Source organism: Ralstonia sp. UBA689 (assembly GCF_002298975.1).
GTDB lineage: Bacteria > Pseudomonadota > Gammaproteobacteria > Burkholderiales > Burkholderiaceae > Ralstonia.
In genome coordinates this window covers 147,108-162,501 of record NZ_DBMV01000011.1, presented here as the reverse complement: position 1 = coordinate 162,501, position 15,394 = coordinate 147,108, and the positions used below count along the sequence as shown (strand labels likewise).

The window sequence follows — 15,394 nt, the reverse complement described above, 5'->3', positions numbered from 1 at the left end:
GGGATTCCATGCAGGGGGTAAACTTCGCGGGCACGGTCGGAAAGGCTAGGATTCTAGTCCATGCCGGGTTAGCCGATGGTTAGCCGCATGGCACGTGGCTTGCATTGGCCGAACGCCTTCAAACAATCCCTCGCGACCCCACGCAACACACCTCATGAGCAAGGCCAAGCTCGATACCTACCTGAATGACCGCCTCGACTGGAACCTGCTGCGCACGTTTCTCGCCATTGCGCGTGAACGCAGCATCAGCCGTGCCGCCACGCGCCTGCATCTGACGCAGCCCGCCGTAAGCCAGGCGCTCAAGCGGCTCGAAGACCAGCTCGGCCTGCAATTGATCGATCGCCAGGCCAACCCCATCGAGATCACTCGCGCGGGCGAAGAGGTCCGCCAGATTGCCGAAGAAGTGTACGGCACCATCTCGCGCCTGTCGCAAGCCAGCGGCGACGGCGGGCACGAGATTGCCGGCATGGTGCGCGTGGCCATTGTTAGCGGGTTGGACTATCCCGAATACGACGCCCTCCTTGGGCGCTTCCACCGCGACTATCCGCGCATTGAACTCGAATGCCAGGAAATGCGCAGCGCAGACGTGGTGCGCAGCCTGGAATTGCGCACGGCCACGCTGGGCCTCTCACCCAAACGGGCGCTGCCGAAGAAGATCGAGCACCGGTTGTTCCTCCGCCAGCGCTACGCCTTGTTCTGTGGGCAATACCACCCGCTGTTCGGCAAGACCGATGTGCAGATTGCCGATCTCGCCGGCGAGAAATTCGTCTCCTTCACCGGCGACAAGATCGGTGATCCACTGTCGATGCTCACGTTCTTTCGCGACGAGATGGGCCTGACCGGCCCTGTGGTTGGCTCCTCATCGAGCATGTGGGAGGTGCGGCGGCTGATCGTGGCGGGCTTCGGTATTGGCTGCCTGCCCGAGCACGTGGCGCAGGACGACGTGGAGCAGGGCCGCCTGCAGCGCCTGCCGCCCGAAGGCGGCGTGGCCGATGTCGACATGCACCTGCTGTGGATGGCTGACCGCAAGTTCAGCGCAGCGGAAGCGGCTTTCCTGGACGCGCTGCATCGTTTTATCGATGCGCGCTATCCGGAGGCAGGGAAGACAATGGGCGGTCAGTAACCGCGCGCGACGTCGACGACGTTGTCGAGTGGTTCGCCACGCAGCAGGCGCCGCACGTTCTGCGCGACCTGCAGGCCGATCGTATCGGCGCTGGCGACCGACGCCATGTGCGGCGTGACGATCAGGTTGGGCGCGCGCCAGAACGGATCGTCTGCAGGCAGTGGTTCGCTCGGGAACACATCGACGATGGCACCGCCGAGTTGGCCACTGTGCAGCGCGTCCAGGAGGTCGGCGGCGACAAGATGCTCGCCGCGCCCGACGTGGATCAGCTTGGCGCCAGGCTTGAGCCGCGCAAAGGTGTTGCCGTTCAGCAAGCCGCGGGTGGCGTCGGTGAGCGGCAGCAGGCAGATCAGGATGTCGAGGCCTTGCAGGAACATCGGCAGACCCGTTTCACCGCAATACACGCCGATGCCGGACAGCTCGCGCGATTGGCGTGCCCAGCCGCGCACGTTGAAGCCGAGGCGGTGCAGTTCTCCAGCGACGTGCCGGCCGATCTCGCCAAGCCCCATTACACCGACGGTGCATGTCGACGGATGCTGCTGCTCGGGCCGGAACCACGTCGCGCTGCGCTGGTTCGCAAGCACGCGATCAAGCTGACGGTGGAAATGCAGCACACCCCAGGAGACGAACTCCGCCATGCCGCGCGCATGCTGCGGATCGACCACGCGGCACAGCGGCACGGCGGGCAGGGTGGGGTCGGCAAGGATATTGTCGACGCCGGCGGCGATGCTGTGTATGAGACGCACGCGCGGCATGGCGGCGATGGCGCCGGCGGGCGGGTTCCAGCACACGGCCACTTCGGCGTCCTGGGCGGCTGCTTCGCCGTACATGCATACCGCCAGTTCGGGTGCTGCTTGCAGGATGGAGGGCGCCAAGTGCGACATGTCGTAGTCGCGGCTGATGAGGGCAAGCGTGGTCATGTGCGTCAACTGCAGTAATCGGAGCGGGAGGTGTCGATCAGCCGCAGTGCCGCCAGCCACGCGCGGCGTGCGATGACGGGCGATTCTTCGCGGTTGAACTGCGCGGCGGTGCGTTGGCGCACTTCTTCCGGCGGAACGCGCAGCGGCGTACCGCCCGCCAGTGCCTGGATCTGCGCCTGGCATGCGCGTTCAAGAAAATAGATCTCGTGGAACGCATCGGCGGCGGTCGCTCCACCCGCCAGCAGGCCATGGTTGCGCAGGATCATCGCCTTGTGCGGGCCGAAGTCACGCACCAGGCGTTCACGCTCGCCCAGGTCCAGCGCGATGCCTTCGTAGTCGTGATACGCGAGCTTGCCGTAGAACTTGAGCGCATGCTGGCTGATCGGCAGCAGGCCGTGCTCCTGGGCTGACACGGCAATGCCCGCGGCCGTATGCGTGTGCACCACGAAATGCAGATCATCGCGCGCGGCATGGATGGCCGAGTGGATTGTGAAGCCGGCTGCGTTGACGGCGTAGTGCTCGGGGTCGCCAGAGTTGGCTTGAGCGCGTTCGTCGATCACATTGCCGTCCAGGTCGATCTTGACGAGGTCCGATGCGCGCATCTCGCCGAACAGCACGCCGTAGCGGTTGATGAGGAACGTCGGGCGGCCGTTCTCGTCCGGCAGGCGCGCGGTGATGTGCGTGTCGATCATGTCCGTCATGCGGAAGTGATCGATCAGCCGGTACAGCGCGGCCAGATCGGTGCGGACCTGCCATTCGACTTCAGAGAACGCCGCCGGGCGGGGCGTGTGCAGCGAGACGTGTTGGGCTTCCATGGCAATGCGTGTGAAGGCGGGCATCAATGCGGTCATCCATGCGTGGCGAGCGCGGCAACTTCCTCGGGCTGCTTACCATCGCGGTAACGGCCCAGGCCCACGATGCCGATTAGCGAGATGGCCGACAGCAGGGTAAAGAACAGCGCCAGCGGCAGCCATTCGCCCTTGTAGCGTTCGGCCAGCAGGGTGCCGATCAGCGGCGTGGTGCCACCCGCAATCATGGTGCAGAGCTGGTAGGCGATTGAGATGCCGGAGTAGCGGACGCGTGTCGGGAACGCTGGCGTCATGAAGCCAGCGATGACGGCGTACACGGCCGACAGCGTGACCACCGCCAGTGTGATGCCCGCCACCATCGCCACCGGGTTTTGCGTGCTCACCAGCAGGAACATCGGATATGGCGTGAGCATCGAGATGAATGCGGCCCAAGTGAGGAAGCGCGTATCGCCGTAGCGTTGTGCCAGCAGCGCCGACACTGGCTGCGACAGCAACTGCAGGATCGTCACGACGAACAGGCAATCGAGAATCAACGCTTTCGACATGCCAAGGTACGTGGTCACGTACGAGATCATGAACGTGTTGGTGAAGAAGAACCCTGCGGAGCCGATGGTGGTGGCCATGGCTGCCAGCACGATGGGACGCCACGCCGTGCGCAGCACTTCGCCGACCGGGTTGTCGAGTACCTCTTTGTTCTTCCGCATGCGCTCGAACTCGGGTGATTCCTTCACGCCCAGGCGGATCACCACACCCACGAGCAGCAGCACGAAGCTGGCCAGGAACGGCAGGCGCCAGCCCCAGGTGACAAAGCTCTCATGATCGAGCGACGACACCAGCCGGAACGACAGCAGCGACAGGATCAACCCCGCCGGGCTGCCCATCTGCGGGAACGAGGCAAAGAACACGCGCTTGGCCTTGGGCGCGTGCTCACTCGCCATCAGCACCGCGCCGCCCCATTCGCCGCCTACGGCAATGCCCTGAAGGATGCGCAGCAGCACGAGCAGGATCGGCGCCCAGATGCCGATGGTCGCGTAGCCCGGCAGCAGGCCGATGCCGGTGGTGGCAATGCCCATCAGGAACATCGTCACCAGCAGCATCTTCTTGCGGCCGATGCGGTCGCCCAGATGGCCAAATACCGCGCCCGAGAGCGGTCGCGCGATGAAGCCGACAAAGAACGTCGCGAACGACGCCATCGTGCTCAGGAAGTGGTTGCTGCTCGGGAAGAACACCTCGCCCAGCACCAGCGCGGCGGCGGTGGCGTAGGTGTAGTAATCGTAGAACTCGACAGCGGTACCGATGAAGGCGGCGGTGGCCGCGCGCACGGGCTGGTGCGTCACGGTGGATGGTTGCGGCGTTGACATGGGGCGTCCTCCTCTTTTGGGCGTGGCCCCGTCTGCACGTCGCCGATGTTCGTACATCGGTCTGTGCCGTGAAGGCGGGGGTGTCGGTCGTCAGCCGACGACGCCATTTATGCGCGTCGATGCAGATGCCCGCAAATTCGCATTTTTGATTCCCCGCATTAGCCTGGCTTATGCCCTGGCCTTGGGCATGAAATGCCACGATAGCGCCATCGCGGTGCAGCGGACGAACGAAGCGACTGCCTCATGCAGGCTTCGCGCCAGCGGTATTTGTGTGATTTATATGCCGGATAAACATTCGCAATTTGACGCGCGTTTTGTCCTTGCCAGATAAAGACGCCCTGAGAACCTGTTCACAAGGATGTCTGCAATGCTGAAGGTCAACGGGGCGCGGCTGTGGTCGAGCCTGATGGAGATGGCGGCGGTGGGCGGTACGCCCAAGGGCGGCGTACGGCGCCTGGCGCTCACGGAAGAGGACGCAGCGGGCCGCGCATTGTTTGCACGCTGGTGCGAGGAGGCTGGCATGACGCTCAGCATCGACCGCGTCGGCAATCTGTTTGCGCGCCGCGCCGGCAAGTTGGCCGACGCGCGCCCGGTGGCGAGCGGCAGCCACCTCGACACGCAGCCTGAAGGCGGCCGCTTCGATGGCGTCTACGGCGTGTTGGCAGCGCTGGAAGTCGTGCGCACGCTCAACGACGCGGGCGTCGAAACCGACAAGCCCATCGAGATTGTTGTCTGGACCAACGAAGAAGGCGCGCGTTTTACGCCCGCCATGCTGGGCTCGGCCGCATTTGCCGGTGTGATGCCGTTGGAGCAGGCACTCGCCTCGCAGGATGCGCAAGGTGTCTCGGTGGCCGATGCGCTGGCCGCCATCGGCCACGCAGGCGAGCGCTCCATCCCCGGGGAGCCGTTCGACACATACTTCGAGGCACACATCGAGCAAGGCCCGATCCTGGAGGAGAACGGTGTGCCGATTGGCGTCGTCACGGGCGGGCAAGCTATCCGCTGGCTCGATGTGCGCGTGCAGGGGCAGGCCGCGCATGCCGGCACCACGCCGATGTGCTTCCGGCGCGATGCGCTGTTCGGGGCGGCTGAGATGGCAGCCTCGCTTGAGATGTTGGTCGACGCTTTCGCGCCGCACGGCTTGGTCACCGTGGGCGAAATCGGTATCCGCAACGCCTCGCGTAACACCATCGCGGCCGACCTGCCGTTCACGGTGGACCTGCGCCATCATGAAGACACGCGCATCGCCGAGATGGAAGCCTTGCTGCGTGAGCGCTTTGCCGAGATCGCCGCGCGCCGTGGCCTGACCGTGCAGATCGATCAGCACTGGGTGAGCCCTGCCACGCCATTCGATGCGGCGTGCGTCAAGGCGGTGGCCGACGCGGTGGCCGCGCTCGACTATCTGCACCAGCGCATCGTCAGCGGCGCGGGGCACGACGCCATCCACATCGCCAAGCATTGCCCGACGGCGATGATCTTCATCCCGTGCGTCAACGGCCTGAGCCACAACGAAGCCGAGGACGCACTACCCGAAGACGTGACGCGCGGCGCCGACGTGCTGCTGCACGCCATGCTCGCGCGGGCGAAGTGAACGGCGTACCGCTTTGCCCGACCCGTCAGTAGGGTCGATGTGTTGCAACTTGTTGCGGTAGCATTGCGTCTGCCGACACTTTTGTCGGTTCAGTACGTCTTCAGGGCGGGGTGGAATTCCCCACCGGCGGTATGCGGACTTTGTGTTGTGTGAATGAGGTCCGTGAGCCCGCGAGCGCTTTGTATGCGCCTGCACGCAAAGGTCAGCAGATCCGGTGAGATGCCGGGGCCGACGGTCAGAGTCCGGATGGAAGAAGATGTGCGGAACAACACGCTCCCGCTGCGCGGGCGCGCTCGGCTTAGTGCCGGGCTGCGCTGCCGCATGGCTCGCGCGTGTTTGTCTGCTTGCCCTGGAACGTCTTGTCGCCCATCTCAGCGAGGAGCGTTTCCATGTTGTCCACTCAGCAATCCCCCGCAATTCACCCGCCCGCATTGCCCTCAGCCATTGAAGGCAACGTGATTCCCGACGCCATCGAAGCCCGCTTTGATCCGGCCGGCATGCCTACGCGTATGGCCGCCGCGCTCGACGCGGTGCGGCTTGGCGTGCCCGTCGTCGTGCTTGACGACGCTGACCGCGAGAACGAGGCCGACCTCATCGTCGCTGCCGGCAAGCTCACACACGCCAGCATGGCGATGCTGATCCGCGAATGCAGCGGCATCGTCTGCCTGTGCCTGACGGCCGAGAAATCCGCATCGCTCGGCCTGCGCCCGATGGTGGAAGACAACCGCAGCCAGTACGGCACGGCCTTCACCGTGTCGATCGAGGCGCGCACGGGCGTGAGCACCGGCGTGTCGGCCGCAGACCGCATCACGACCATCCGCGCGGCGATTGCGCCGGACGCAGATACGCAGTCGGTCGTCAGCCCCGGGCACGTGTTCCCGCTGGTAGCGAAGGAGGGTGGGGTGCTCAAGCGGCGCGGTCATACCGAAGGCTCGGTCGACCTGGCACGTCTGGCAGGCTTGCCGCCTGCCGCAGTGCTATGCGAACTGATGCTGCCCGACGGCACCATGGCGCGTCGTGACGACGCGGTGCGCTTTGCCGATCAGCACAACCTGCCGGTGCTGACCATTGAGGACATCGTCCAATATCGGGAACAGATGGAGCGCGCGGTCAGCTTCGTTTGATGGCGATGCCGGCCGCGCGAGAGGGGGCATATCGAATTACCGCTTGAGCGCGGCCGCTTCCTTGGCAAGTGCCGTGATGGCTACCCAGTCGCTGGCGGCCACTTTGTCCTTGGGCACCATCCACGAGCCGCCCACACACACCACGTTGGGCAGCGCGAGATAGTCGGGCGCGCTCTTGGGCGTGATGCCGCCGGTCGGGCAGAAGCGCACGTCGCCGAACGGGCCGTGGATCGACTTGAGCATCGGGATGCCGCCCGCCGCTTCGGCCGGGAAGAACTTCAGCGTGCTCAGGCCGAATTCCAGCGCCAGGATCAGTTCTGACGGCGTCGCGATGCCCGGCAGCCAGTCCAGGCCGGACTTGGCTTGCGCTGCGGCGAGCGTTGGCGTGATGCCGGGCGACACGGCAAACACTGCGCCGGCGTCTTGCGCTTGCGCAAAATGTTCGGGCCGCGTGAGCGTGCCCGCGCCGACGATGGCGTCGCTGCCCAGGTCGGTGGCCACGGCGCGGATCACGTCCAGCGCCACCGGCGTGCGCATCGTGATCTCGAACGTGCGGATACCGCCTTCGTACAGCGCGCGGCACACCTTGACGCCTTCATCGACAGATTGGAACTGCAGCACCGGAATGACCGGGCCGGCCAGGACGACGGAATCGATACCCACAATGCTCTCCTAGATCAACAACGTAGACACAAGCTTAGATCACGGTCGACAGCGCCAGCGTCAGCAGCAGCGCCATGATCGAGATGATGGTTTCCAGTACCGTCCATGTCTTGAAGGTTTCTGGCACGGTCAGGTTGAAATACTCCTTCACCAGCCAGAAGCCGCCGTCGTTGACGTGCGACAGGATCAGCGAACCCGCGCCGGTGGCCAGCACCATCAGCTCCGGCTTGACGGCGGCGCCCGAGGCGGCGGCGATTGGGGCGACGATGCCGCAGGCGGTGGTCATGGCTACGGTGGCCGAGCCGGTGGCGATGCGGATCATCACGGCCACCACCCAGCCCAGCAGCAGCGGCGAGAGGCTGGCGCTCGTGGCCACGTCCACGATGGCCTTCGACACGCCCGAGTCACGCAGGATCTGGCCGAAGCCGCCGCCTGCACCCACCACCAGCGTGATCGTGGCGATCGGCGCCAGACAGTCGTTGGTGAACTTGAGGATGGTCTCTCGGTTGAAGCCGCGCGCCTTGCCGAAGGTGTAGAAGCTCACCAGCGCGGCGATCAGCAGGGCCATGACCGAGTTGCCAGCCAGCTTCAGGATGTCGTTGGCCAGCGTCTTGGGCGTAGTGAAGAGATCCGCCCAGCTACCGATCAGCATCAGTACCACAGGCAGCAGGATCGTGAACAGCGTCACGCCAAAGCCCGGCAGCTCGCGCGTCTGGTCGGCTTCAACAAATTGCTTTTCCAGCGGGTTGTTGGGGTTCGGTTTGACGTGGCGCGAAATCAGCATCGCAAACAGCGGGCCAGCCAGGATGGCAGTCGGCAGGCCGACGATCAGGGCGTACATGATCGTTTTGCCAATGTCTGCCTGATAGGCTGTCACGGCCAGCAGCGCAGCCGGGTGCGGAGGAATCAGCCCGTGCACCACCGACAGGCCGGCCACCATCGGCAGGCCGACCATCAGGATCGGCGTGCCCGTGCGCTTGGCGACGTTGAAGGCAATTGGGATCAGCAGCACGAAGCCCACCTCGAAGAACACCGGCAGGCCGATGATGAAGGCCACCACCATCATCGCCCAGTGCGCGTTCTTCTCGCCAAAGGCATTGATGAGGGTTTTGGCGATGCGCTCGGCGCCGCCTGATTCCGCCATCATCTTGCCGAGCATCGTTCCCAGACCCACCACCAGCGCAATGTGGCCAAGCGTGCCACCCACGCCGGTCTCGAACGCCTTGACGATGTTGCCCATCGGCATGCCGACCACCACGCCCAGCGCAAGCGAGACGACGATCAGCGTGACAAATGGGTTCAGTTTCTGGACGGCGATCAGGTAGATCAGCGCGACCACCGCCAACGCGGCAGTTAGCAATAGCGAGTTGCCTTGCATCGGGACCATCGGCTTCCTCCTCAGGGAATAATATTCACGGCTCTTGTTGTCATGAGCGCCCCGTCGTACAGGGCGCCCCTTTTTGAAATGTGGGTTACGGTTTCTTGTACGCCACGCAATCGACTTCGACTTTGCAGTCGATCACCATGCTCGACACCACGCAGGCGCGCGCCGGCGGGTTGGCGCCGAAGTACTCCTTGAACACCTTGTTGAACGACTGGAAGTCGCGCGGATCATCCAGCCATACGCCGCAGCGCACGACGTGCTCTGGGCCATAGCCGGCCTCGGCCAGGATGGCCAGCACATTCTTGATGGCCTGGTGCGATTGCTCGACGATGCCGTTGCCGACAACCTCGCCGTTCACCATGGGCGTCTGGCCTGAGACGAACAGCCAGCCGTCTGCACCGGCTGCACGGGCAAAGGGGAGGTGCTGGCCACCGGTGCCGGTGCCGCCTTCAACGCCAATTCGGGTAATCGTCATCGCTACGTTCCTTCTTTCAAACAAATACGGGGTGTCAGTGGATTTCAGTGGCTGCTGCTGCCTGCGCACGTGGGCCGCGCTTGAGGAAGCGCCCGGCGCGATGCGGCTGCACGGCGCCTTCGCGGTATGACAGATGGCCGTTGACCCAGACCGCCGCTATGCCCACCGCCGGCTGCTGCGGGTCGGTAAAGGTGGCGACGTCGCGCACCGTTTCCGGGTCGAGCAGCACGAGGTCGGCCCAATAGCCTTCGCGCACCAGGCCGCGTTCGGTCAGGCCGAAGCGCTCGGCGGATTGCCCCGTCATCTTGCGGATGGCCGCCGACAGGCTGAGCAGCTTGCGCTCCCGGCTGTAGTAGCCGAGCACACGGGGGAAGGCACCCCACAGGCGTGGATGCGGTTTCGGATCGTTGGGCAGGCCGTCGGAGCCGATCACCGTGGCGGGGTGGGTGATGATGCGGTCCAGATCCTGCGCCGACATGTTGTGGTACACGGCACCGGCCGGCTGCAGGCGGCGCGCGGCTTCCATCAGGTCGGTGCCCCACGCTGCGGCAATCTCCTTGAGCATCTGCCCGGCCATGCCCGGATGCGGCTCCGACCACGTGATGAAGATGTCGAATTCGTCCGTCACCTGCTTCAGGTCGAGCGTGGACGAACTGGCCGTGTACGGATAGCAGTCGCAGCCGACGGGCTGGTAGCGCTGCGCGCCTTCGATCGACTCCAGCACTTCGCCCGCGCGGCCCCAGTTGGCGGCTCCGGCGCATTTCAGGTGCGAGATCACGATGGGCACGCGCGCGTGCTTGCCGATGCGGTATGCCTCGTCCATCGCGTCGAGGATGGCGGCGAACTCCGTGCGTAGGTGCGTGGTGTAGATGGCGTCCGCTTCGGCCAGCGGCTCGGCCAGGCCCATCACTTCTTCCGTGGTCGAAGCAAAGGCATTGGCATAGGCCAGGCCGGTCGACAGGCCGAGCGCGCCGTGATCGAGCGCCTCGCGCAGTTGCACGCGCATGGCTTCGACTTCATCGGCGGTTGCCGGGCGGTCCAGGCGATCCATCAGGTTGTTGCGCAGCGCCGTGTGGCCGATCAGCGCCGCCACGTTCACGGCCGGTTGCGCGCGCTCCACGGCTTCCACGTACGAAGCAAAGGTCGGATAGGTGAACGCGCTGGCGGGGCCGAGCAGGTTCATCGGGTCCGGCGGCTCCCCCTTGAGCGTGGCGGGTGAAGCGCTGATGCCGCAGTTGCCCACGATGACCGTGGTAATGCCCTGCGACACCTTGCACAGCATGTCGGGAGTGCGGATGACGTTGGTGTCGTCGTGCGTATGCACGTCGATGAAGCCAGGGGCGAGCACGCGGCCCTCGCCGGCGATTTCCTCATCTCCCAGCCAGGCGGTGGAGTCCGATGTGGCAATGGCGGCGATGCGGCCATCGGTGATGGCCACGTCGAACAGCGTGGCCTCGGGTTCGTGGCCGCTGCCGTCCACGATGCGGACCTGGCGGATGACGGTGTCGTACTGCTCCATGTCAGTCTCCGAGCGGCTGACGGTTGCCGCCGCCGCGATGCGCATCGAGCACGTACTTGATGCGCCGTAAGAGCTCCTTGCTGCGATCGGCCTGCTGCAGCGCCACCTCGGTCGCCAGCAGGTCGATCATCATCATCATGGCGTAGCGCGATGACGACGGCTTGAAGATGAAATCGGTCTCCATGGCCTGGATCGGCAGCAAGACATCGGCCAGCGCTGCCAGCGGCGAGCCGATGGCTGTGACGGCGATGATCTTGGCGCCGTACTCGCGCGCAATGTTCACGCTGTCGATCACCTCCGGCACATGGCCGGTCACGGAGAACACGACCACCACGTCGTCGGGGCTGAGCGTGGCCGAGACCATCCGCTGCAGCATCGAATCATGATAGGTGGTGACCGGACGTCCCAAGCGGGCGAGGCGGTAGCGCATCTCATCGGCCATGGTGGTCGAGCCGCCGCCCATGCCGAACACGGCGATCATGCGCGCCGCTGCCAGCGCTATTGCCGCGTTGCGGAACGCCTCGGGCCGCACCAGCGCCCGGTTGGCTTCCAGCACGTTGGTGATGTCGGCCAGGATGCCGTCGGCACTGGAGGGCGGGCGGTCGGCGCCGCCATCCAGAAAGCGCTGGCCGACTGCGGCCGCCTGCGCTAGCTTGAGCTTGAGTTCGCGCACGTCGCGGCAGCCCATGGCTTTCGCAAATCGGGTAACGCTGGCTTCGCTCACGCCGGCGCGTTCGGCCAGCGTCTGGATGCTGCCCGCAGCCGCTTCGGCAATGTCGCCCAAAACTGTCTGCGCGACCTTCTGCTCGGCGGGGCGCAGTTCGGCGGCACGCTGGGAGATACGGGTGACGATGTCCATCGGTTCGCGCATGGGTTCATGCATTCTGGGCTCCCGGTAGTTGTCCGGATACCAACTGAAAGAGTGCTTTGGTACTTTGTAACAGGCTGGCCCGGAGAATAATTTCGCCGCTATCATTGTGTCAACCCAATGTTTACCCCTGAAGGCATACGAGTCGATTCCCATGAGTGATACAAAGTACCAAGGAGACAATTTCACCGTCGTCAACCCACTCGACAAGGGGTTGGGTGCGCTGAAAGCCGCTTGTGCGCCGGAGCAGATCGCTGCCCTGCGCTGGAATGTGCTGAACGAAGACCTCAATCTGCCTGTGGCGGTGTTGTCGCAGTCCCGCATCGAGCACAACCTGGCCTGGATGCAGCGCTTCGTGGGTGAATACGGCGCCAAGCTCGCGCCGCACGGCAAGACGACGATGGCGCCGCGCCTGTTCCAGCGTCAACTGGCCGGCGGGGCATGGGGCATCACGCTGGCGACCGCGCATCAGACGCGCGTTGCCTATGCGCACGGCGTGCGCCGTGTGCTGATGGCCAATCAGCTCGTCGGCAAGCGCAATATGGCCATCCTGGCGGAACTGCTGGCCGATCCGTCGTTCGAGTTCTTCTGCCTGGTGGATGCGGCGGATCAGGTCGATCAGCTTGCGGCCTTCTTCGGCAAGGCGGGCCGGCCGATCCAGGTGCTGATCGAACTGGGGGTGCAGGGTGGCCGCACTGGCGTGCGCGACGATGCGCAGCTGCAATCGGTGCTCGATGCGCTCGCGCGTGCCAACGGCTCGGTCAAGCTGGCGGGCGTGGAAGTCTATGAAGGCGTGATCAAGGAAGAGGCTGACATCCGCGTCTTCCTGCAGCGCGCGGTGCAAGTCATTAGCGATCTGGCGAAAGCCGGCCGCCTGCAACGTACGCCCGCCATCCTTACGGGTGCCGGCTCGGCCTGGTATGACGTGGTGGCTGAGGAATTCGCCAAGGCCGACATCGGCCAGCCGCTGGATGTGGTATTGCGCCCGGGCTGCTACCTGACGCATGACGTGGGCATCTACAAAGCCGCGCAGGCCCGCATCGACGCCAGCAACCCGGTTGCCCACAAGATGCGCTCCAGCCTGTTGCCCGCATTGCAACTCTGGGCCTATGTGCAATCGGTGCCCGAGGACGAACGCGCCATCGTGGCGCTGGGCAAGCGCGACGCTGCGTTCGATGCCGGCCTGCCGCTGCCGGCGCTGCGTTTCCGCCCGGGCGACAAATCACCCACGGCCACGCCCGCGCACTGGGAGGTCACCGGCATGATGGATCAGCACGCCTACCTGAAGATCGCCCCCGGCGACGACATCAAGGTCGGCGACATGATTGCCTTCGACATCTCGCACCCCTGCCTGACGTTCGACAAGTGGCGCCAGATCCCGGTCATCGACGACGCATACAACGTCGTCGACGTGGTGCAGACCTACTTCTGAGCGAGGGGCCACGATGGCAGACATCCTTGCTTACGGCGAAGCACTGATCGAGTTCAACCAAGCGGACTCCGGCAGCACATCGTGGACGTTCGGCTACGGCGGCGACACGTCAAATTTCTGCATTGCCGCGGCACGGCAGGGTGCGCGCACCGGCTATATCAGCGCGGTGGGCGGCGACCGCTTCGGCCAGGCACTGCGTGGGCTGTGGCAGTCCGAAGGCGTGGACCATACCTACGTGCACACTGATGCGCAGGCTCCGACCGGCCTGTACTTCGTCTCGCACGACGCGCGCGGCCACCATTTCGACTATTTGCGGGCGGGTTCTGCCGCCAGCCGTTTCCAGGCGGCGCAGTTGCCGCTGCAGGCGATTGCGGCGGCCAAGGCGTTCCACCTGTCGGGCATCAGCCTGGCCATCAGCGACACCGCGTGCGATGCGGGTTTGGCGGCGATGGCGCATGCGCAGGCTTCGGGCGTGCTGGTCTCGTTTGATACCAACCTGCGCCTGCGCCTGTGGCCGCTGGCGCGTGCCCGTGCCGTCATGCGCGAGGCCATGCAAACCTGCGACCTGTGCCTGCCGAGTTGGGACGACGTGACCGTGCTGCTCGAGTGCCATGATCGGGACGGCATTGTCGACACGCTGCTCGACTGGGGCGTGAAGCTGGTGGCGCTCAAGATGGGCGCGGAAGGCTGCTACGTGGCCACGCCGGAGTCGCGTACGCTGGTGCCGCGCCATACCGTTAATGCCATCGATGCGACAGGCGCTGGCGACTGCTTTGGCGGCTCGTTCGTCGCACGCATTGTGGCGGGGGATTCGCCGGTGGAGGCCGCGCGTTATGCCAACGTGGCGGCGGCGATTTCGACGACTGGCTACAGTGCCGTGGCGCCGATTCCACGTGCGGAGGCTGTACGGGCGGTGTTGAGGCAGGCAGCCTGAAGGCCGATTTCGCGATTTTGTTGCCGCAAGCGAAACGCCACCGTAATACGACGCGGTGGCGTTTTGCTTTCAGGCGAATTGCGTTGTCTCACTTGGCTGGCATCAGGTCACTGCCGTTTCTGACGGCGCCGTTGCTCCTGATAAAGGGGTCTGTGTTTTCTCTTCTCTATCTCAGTTGCGCGTCAGCATCCGTTGCGGTCCCGAAGATAATGACGCCCCCCTTGAGCAAACACGTGCAAGTCGATTCTGTGGCCTGAAATTTCATAGCCACTGCCATTGCGGGCATGCATGTAGGACAGCGTGCCACCGCCCACGAAATGCAGCGTGTGGGAGGCTGTGTCGTACACGTGGGCAATATCGTGCTGCGTGATTTGGGAGATATCCGCCACGGTCATCATGAGGATCAATGGCAATTGACCTTCGATGTTGCCGTCAGGTAGCTGGCGTATCGTTGCGCCGCTCTTGGCACGGACGGTGTAACCGCCATCGGGGCCGTTCGCGCGCCAGCCGCTCTGGATATGAACGGCGTCTTGCGGTGACGAGGGAGTCGGTTAAGACGGCGTGGTCATGCGTTAGCCGCTCACTTGCGTGCGTGAGTCGCTGGCGATCAGCACCGCGCCGCAGGCGGTCTTCATGCCGCGCAGCGCGACCTTCACGCCGTTGATTTCATAGTTGGCGGCACCCTCGACGATCGGGAACGGACCATCGCACTTGGGGCACATGACCATGTTGCCGATGCCAGTCATCGGACGGCCATACAGGTCGGTGCCGGGGATTCTGCTCAGCACTACACCACCGTGGTCGGTTGGGTCGCCTACGCAGACGATTTCAGCGCGCATGTGTCTTTCAGGATTTTGTCGTCATGTTCGGATGGTCAACCTCGGCTCTTCCTGGTGCGTCGTTGGATCAACCAACTGAATACGATTGCTGATCCAGCCGTAGGCAAGAAGAAAATTGCATACACAAAGGGCCATGCAGAGGAAAAATCCAAAAAACCTCCCGCTGCAGCATCATGGAACCAGATGGCAGGCACGGCCGCGCCGCAGAATGGCCCCATGATTGATGCGATGTAACGGTTGTCAGAGTTGGACACGGCGGTAGCGATAGCGCGGCCTATCAGTATCAGTATAAGAATCGCCAGAGCTAGAAATAGCGTGGTGTACAAGAGATCCATCGTTCAAATAGGGCTAT

At 64.4% G+C, this 15,394-nt stretch carries 17 protein-coding genes and 1 riboswitch; of the genes, 7 read left to right on the top strand and 10 right to left on the bottom strand.

All coding sequences use genetic code 11. The annotated features are described in order from the left end of the window. Positions 1 to 154: 154 nt before the first annotated feature. A complete protein-coding gene (locus tag B4F51_RS06345; RefSeq protein WP_296224236.1) occupies positions 155 to 1,123 on the top strand; it encodes a LysR family transcriptional regulator in 969 nt (322 codons plus the stop codon). Here the strand turns inward: B4F51_RS06345 and B4F51_RS06340 are convergent. The 3 genes from B4F51_RS06340 to B4F51_RS06330 are packed head-to-tail and all read right to left on the bottom strand — an operon-like array spanning position 1,117 to position 4,213. Next, positions 1,117 to 2,043 carry a 2-hydroxyacid dehydrogenase gene (locus tag B4F51_RS06340; RefSeq protein ID WP_296224235.1) on the bottom strand — a complete coding sequence of 309 codons (927 nt, stop codon included), beginning with the start codon at positions 2,041 to 2,043 and terminating at the stop codon, positions 1,117 to 1,119. The genes B4F51_RS06345 and B4F51_RS06340 overlap by 7 nt on opposite strands. 5 nt (positions 2,044 to 2,048) lie before the next feature. Next, positions 2,049 to 2,858, bottom strand: a complete 810-nt coding sequence (locus B4F51_RS06335) for a class II aldolase/adducin family protein (protein WP_296224359.1) — start codon at positions 2,856 to 2,858, stop codon at positions 2,049 to 2,051. A gap of 32 nt (positions 2,859 to 2,890) precedes the next feature. Further along, positions 2,891 to 4,213 carry an MFS transporter gene (locus B4F51_RS06330; RefSeq protein WP_296224234.1) on the bottom strand — a complete coding sequence of 441 codons (1,323 nt, stop codon included), beginning with the start codon at positions 4,211 to 4,213 and terminating at the stop codon, positions 2,891 to 2,893. Positions 4,214 to 4,322: 109 nt separating this feature from the next. Here B4F51_RS06330 and B4F51_RS06325 point away from each other — a divergent pair, with 109 nt between their 5' ends. The 3 genes from B4F51_RS06325 (at position 4,323) to ribB (ending at position 6,928) form a co-directional block, all read left to right on the top strand. Continuing rightward, positions 4,323 to 4,544, top strand: a complete 222-nt coding sequence (locus tag B4F51_RS06325) for a hypothetical protein (protein ID WP_296224233.1) — start codon at positions 4,323 to 4,325, stop codon at positions 4,542 to 4,544. Positions 4,545 to 4,571: 27 nt separating this feature from the next. Further along, complete coding sequence (locus B4F51_RS06320; RefSeq protein ID WP_296224232.1) at positions 4,572 to 5,804, top strand: Zn-dependent hydrolase; 1,233 nt, start codon at positions 4,572 to 4,574, stop codon at positions 5,802 to 5,804. A gap of 92 nt (positions 5,805 to 5,896) precedes the next feature. Further along, a riboswitch (FMN riboswitch) is annotated at positions 5,897 to 6,066 on the top strand. A gap of 127 nt (positions 6,067 to 6,193) precedes the next feature. Continuing rightward, positions 6,194 to 6,928, top strand: a complete 735-nt coding sequence (gene ribB, locus B4F51_RS06315) for a 3,4-dihydroxy-2-butanone-4-phosphate synthase (protein ID WP_296224231.1) — start codon at positions 6,194 to 6,196, stop codon at positions 6,926 to 6,928. 36 nt (positions 6,929 to 6,964) lie between these two features. Here the strand turns inward: ribB and B4F51_RS06310 are convergent, their stop codons facing one another. From B4F51_RS06310 to B4F51_RS06290, 5 genes are all read right to left on the bottom strand, one after another. Then, positions 6,965 to 7,591: a bifunctional 4-hydroxy-2-oxoglutarate aldolase/2-dehydro-3-deoxy-phosphogluconate aldolase gene (locus tag B4F51_RS06310; protein ID WP_296224230.1), complete on the bottom strand. Its 627-nt coding sequence runs from the start codon at positions 7,589 to 7,591 to the stop codon at positions 6,965 to 6,967. A gap of 34 nt (positions 7,592 to 7,625) precedes the next feature. Next, a complete protein-coding gene (locus B4F51_RS06305; protein WP_296224229.1) occupies positions 7,626 to 8,978 on the bottom strand; it encodes a GntP family permease in 1,353 nt (450 codons plus the stop codon). Positions 8,979 to 9,063: 85 nt separating this feature from the next. Beyond that, positions 9,064 to 9,450 (bottom strand): RidA family protein, encoded by a 387-nt coding sequence (locus B4F51_RS06300; protein ID WP_296224228.1) that lies wholly within the window; start codon positions 9,448 to 9,450, stop codon positions 9,064 to 9,066. Positions 9,451 to 9,484: 34 nt separating this feature from the next. Next, positions 9,485 to 10,969 carry a D-aminoacylase gene (locus tag B4F51_RS06295; RefSeq protein WP_296224227.1) on the bottom strand — a complete coding sequence of 495 codons (1,485 nt, stop codon included), beginning with the start codon at positions 10,967 to 10,969 and terminating at the stop codon, positions 9,485 to 9,487. Between the two features lies 1 nt (position 10,970). Beyond that, positions 10,971 to 11,840, bottom strand: coding sequence for a MurR/RpiR family transcriptional regulator (locus tag B4F51_RS06290; protein WP_296224358.1), 870 nt, complete (start codon positions 11,838 to 11,840; stop codon positions 10,971 to 10,973). A 151-nt stretch (positions 11,841 to 11,991) separates the two neighbouring features. Between B4F51_RS06290 and B4F51_RS06285 the strand changes: the two genes are divergently transcribed. Both B4F51_RS06285 and B4F51_RS06280 read left to right on the top strand, forming a co-directional pair. Beyond that, on the top strand, positions 11,992 to 13,269 hold the full coding sequence (locus tag B4F51_RS06285; RefSeq protein WP_296224226.1) for an amino acid deaminase: 1,278 nt from the start codon (positions 11,992 to 11,994) through the stop codon (positions 13,267 to 13,269). Positions 13,270 to 13,282: 13 nt separating this feature from the next. Continuing rightward, a complete protein-coding gene (locus tag B4F51_RS06280; protein ID WP_296224225.1) occupies positions 13,283 to 14,203 on the top strand; it encodes a sugar kinase in 921 nt (306 codons plus the stop codon). A 182-nt stretch (positions 14,204 to 14,385) separates the two neighbouring features. Here the strand turns inward: B4F51_RS06280 and B4F51_RS06275 are convergent, their stop codons facing one another. Then, positions 14,386 to 14,616: a hypothetical protein gene (locus B4F51_RS06275; RefSeq protein WP_296224224.1), complete on the bottom strand. Its 231-nt coding sequence runs from the start codon at positions 14,614 to 14,616 to the stop codon at positions 14,386 to 14,388. A gap of 159 nt (positions 14,617 to 14,775) precedes the next feature. Then, complete coding sequence (locus tag B4F51_RS06270; RefSeq protein ID WP_296224223.1) at positions 14,776 to 15,042, bottom strand: PAAR domain-containing protein; 267 nt, start codon at positions 15,040 to 15,042, stop codon at positions 14,776 to 14,778. A gap of 54 nt (positions 15,043 to 15,096) precedes the next feature. On the opposite strand from B4F51_RS06270, the gene B4F51_RS06265 reads away from it, so the two are divergent. Next, entirely contained in the window at positions 15,097 to 15,276 is a 180-nt protein-coding gene (locus B4F51_RS06265; protein WP_296224222.1) for a hypothetical protein, read from the top strand. The last annotated feature ends 118 nt before the right edge of the window (positions 15,277 to 15,394 follow it).